Source organism: Oscillospiraceae bacterium (genome assembly GCA_035353335.1).
Classification (GTDB): Bacteria; Bacillota; Clostridia; order Oscillospirales; family JAKOTC01; genus DAOPZJ01.
Window position 1 is genome coordinate 1 of record DAOPZJ010000112.1, and the last position, 3,327, is coordinate 3,327.

5 protein-coding genes are annotated in these 3,327 nt (G+C 44.4%); 1 reads left to right on the forward strand and 4 read right to left on the reverse strand.

The genetic code is table 11. The annotated features are described in order from the left end of the window. Positions 1-34: 34 nt before the first annotated feature. The 4 genes from PKH29_12715 to PKH29_12730 all read right to left on the reverse strand — a co-directional run bounded on the left by PKH29_12715 (position 35) and on the right by PKH29_12730 (position 2,049). Positions 35-250, reverse strand: a complete 216-nt coding sequence (locus PKH29_12715; protein ID HNX15701.1) for a hypothetical protein — start codon at positions 248-250, stop codon at positions 35-37. Positions 251-356: 106 nt separating this feature from the next. Next, positions 357-899, reverse strand: a complete 543-nt coding sequence (locus PKH29_12720; GenBank protein ID HNX15702.1) for a zinc ribbon domain-containing protein — start codon at positions 897-899, stop codon at positions 357-359. Positions 900-967: 68 nt separating this feature from the next. Beyond that, on the reverse strand, positions 968-1,588 hold the full coding sequence (locus PKH29_12725; protein HNX15703.1) for a DUF4234 domain-containing protein: 621 nt from the start codon (positions 1,586-1,588) through the stop codon (positions 968-970). 113 nt (positions 1,589-1,701) lie between these two features. Continuing rightward, positions 1,702-2,049: a TM2 domain-containing protein gene (locus tag PKH29_12730; GenBank protein HNX15704.1), complete on the reverse strand. Its 348-nt coding sequence runs from the start codon at positions 2,047-2,049 to the stop codon at positions 1,702-1,704. A gap of 140 nt (positions 2,050-2,189) precedes the next feature. On the opposite strand from PKH29_12730, the gene PKH29_12735 reads away from it, so the two are divergent. After that, positions 2,190-3,125, forward strand: a complete 936-nt coding sequence (locus PKH29_12735) for a 1-phosphofructokinase family hexose kinase (GenBank protein ID HNX15705.1) — start codon at positions 2,190-2,192, stop codon at positions 3,123-3,125. The last annotated feature ends 202 nt before the right edge of the window (positions 3,126-3,327 follow it).

Below are 3,327 nucleotides of genomic sequence, written 5' to 3' on the forward strand. Positions count from 1 at the left end.
AAAACCCGCCTTTTTGCATATGATTCCACGTGATTCAATTCCAAACATACGGTGCGGAAACGGCAAACGTGAGCAGTCCGATCATGACCATGAAAAAAATCGCCCAGAATACCGTAAAAGCAATGCCTAAGATCAAACCGATCAGCGAGGTGATACGGCCCGCTTTGACCATGCCGTTTTCGATGCCCCTCTTCTCGGCTTCCCGTACTTTGTTTTGGCCGATGATGCCGAAGATGAAACTGAGCGGCAACTGGCACAAGACCACCGATACAATACCCCAGACCAACGCCGAAATTTATATATTTATTCTATGAACTTTTATATGGATGATGTGATGGCGTTCTTTATCTTATATTTCAGTTTTGTGTACCACACCATGGGCATATCGAAACATCTGCATTAATTTCTTTGCCGCAATTCATGCAGTACTTGTTTGGAACATGTACAGGGGGGGTAGGATCGTTTACAGCTGGAACATCGTTCGAAGGCGTTTTTATCTTTGAATCAATGGAAATCACCTTATTGACCAGTGTGAGAAGCAACATAAAAAACTCGAAAAGAAGACGGACGACAATTGGACCGAGTATTATTAATAAAAGCCCCATTCCACCCATCCATGTTCTATTTCCGTACCAGTTATCTTGAAATACAAACAGCAACCCAAATCCATATGCGATACAAAAGCATGTGTAAAAGATGTATATCACTTTCATGATTTTATCAATGATAAAAAAGTCAAAGTTTACAAGCCGCCGAATAAAAGACCAGAACTTTGAATTTGATCCTTTATGTCGAAACGAAAAGATGCATATAACTACAGTGAGCGCAATGGCAGCGATGACGCCAAAAACAGTTGCCCCTATAAACGTATCGAGTGAGCTGTATAAATCATCAAGCATAGTGATCCCCTTACATTTATTCAATTTTCTGAATAACTTTCATTATGATCTCGAAAAATCAAATATTTTTACCCGTTTGTATTGTAGTTTATTGCCAATTGATTGATTGCTTCAGCCAATTTATGAATATAAATAAATGGCCCGACAATAATCAAGGAACCCAAAAATCCCCACAGCCAAAAGTCAGAAGAGCTAAAATTGTAAGGAATTCTTCTGCGTTTCAACTCATTCCCGATGCGGTCCGAGATGTTATGAGACCAGACCAAACCTGCAATACCGAATGTAATTGGTGCCACCAAGAAAAACAATAAACAATAATGCATTGTTTTTCTGCCGTCATAGCGGCTTGCGATAACATTGATATCGTTTGATATTCCAGTAAAGAACACGATTGGATAAATTCCGAATGTTATAATGCTATAGAGGATAAACCATCCTAAACCGCGATTTGTTTTTAATTGTCCTACCGGTGCGGATGAACGATAGATCGGTTGTTGGTAATTATTTGCCTGATAATTTTGCTGCTGGTAATTCTGTTGCTGATAATTTTGCTGCTGATAAGTGGGCTGCTGATAAACGGGTTGCTGGGGGTGCTGTGCCTGCTGCTGCGGAGTTCCTGTCTGTGCGCCGCAATAGGTGCAGAATGTGGCGTTATCGGGAATCTCTTTGCCGCAATTTTTGCAGAACATTATGTACTCCTCCTTTTTCCTTTCGGTTATAATTGTATTATATCGGGTAAATAAAATATGTCAATACGCTTTTATATAACTGACGGGTTATTTTTACGAAGCGATTTCCCGTCCTATTGCCTTACATATTTTAAATAGAATTCCTCATCGCTGGAAGTCAGATATATGATCCCCTCAACCAAAGCAATGAGAGAGGGGATACCCGACCAGCAAAAGAGAATATATACGATGCCAAGACCTATTCTTCCCAGATAGAATTTGTGAATTCCGAACCCGCCCAACAGAATTGCAAACAAACCCGCAGCAATTTTGTTTTTTCCCGACTCTTCGAGCGCCCGTCTGACGTCCTGTTGATTAGGGGTTTGCTGATACGGCTGCTGCACAGTCGTTGTCTGCGCTCCGCAATAGGTGCAAAATACCGTATTATCGGGTATCTCTTTACCGCAATTTCTGCAATACATATTTACTCCTCTTTCTTTCGGTTTTATAATATTATATCGGGCGAGAAAACAGATGTCAATCAAATGTTTGTATTTTGATATTCTTGAATAAAAAACAACCGTATGTTAAAATAATTCCCGGAAACGGAGGCGTTATTCTCATGAGCTTGATTACCGTACTTTGCGCAAACCCCTGTATCGATAAGACCCTGCAGCTCTCCGAGGTTCTTCCCGGCGGGACGAACCGGGTTCAAAAGACCATCCGCAGCGTCGGCGGAAAAGGCATCAATGTTGCTGCCTCAGCCAAAAATCTCGGGCTTGCCGTGCGCTGTCTCTATTTTTCTCACGAAGAGAGCGGCTCTGCGGTTGCCTCGTTTTTGCAGGAAAAGGGGATTGAAGGCCAATCTGTCCCTGTTGCAGGACGGCTGCGCGAAAACATCAAGATATTCGAACAAAAGACCAAACAGCTGACTGAGTTTAACGAAAACGGCGACCCGCTCACCGAGGCCGACGCTAAAAAAATGCTGACGCTCGCCACCGAAGCACTCAAGGACAGCGACATTTTTGTGCTGTCGGGCAGCATTCCCCCGGGAATACCGGCGGAACTGTATGCCGAGATTATCGCACAGGCCAATTTTAGAGGTGTGCGCACGATTTTGGACACGGACGGAGAGGCGATGTTTCAGGGCATCCGGGCTATACCGTTCTTGCTGAAGCCCAACAAACCCGAACTCGGGCGCATTTTCGGCAGACCGCTTTCAAGCTCGGGGGAAATTGCCATCGCCGCAAAACATCTGCTGGATGAGGGGATTGCCTATGTCTGCGCGTCGATGGGCAGCGACGGTGCGCTGCTCGCCTGCCGCGACGGCATTTTCTTATGCGGTGCGCTCGACGTTCCGGTCAAAGGCACCGTCGGAACCGGCGACAGTATGGTCGCGGGCATCTGCAAAGCGTTGATTGAGGGCGGCGAACCGGAAAAGATTTTAATCTACGGCTGCGCGGCAGCGCACGCCTCGGTGATCCACGAGGGCACGACCCCCTGCACCAAGGCCGATTTTGAAAAGTTCATCCCCGAACTGACGGTCATTAAGTTGTAAGTGTAAAACACTCGAAGTTTTAAAATATGGCTCTCTGCGTAATACAAACCCTCTGCCCCGCCGGTTTATCCTGCGGGGCTTGTAATTTTTTATTATCCGGAATATAATATTGGTAATAGATGGGTTTAATTTTGTTTTGAAAGGATGGTTATTATGAAAAAGATCATATCTGCCTTCTCAATTTTGTTGGTTGTTATCCTTC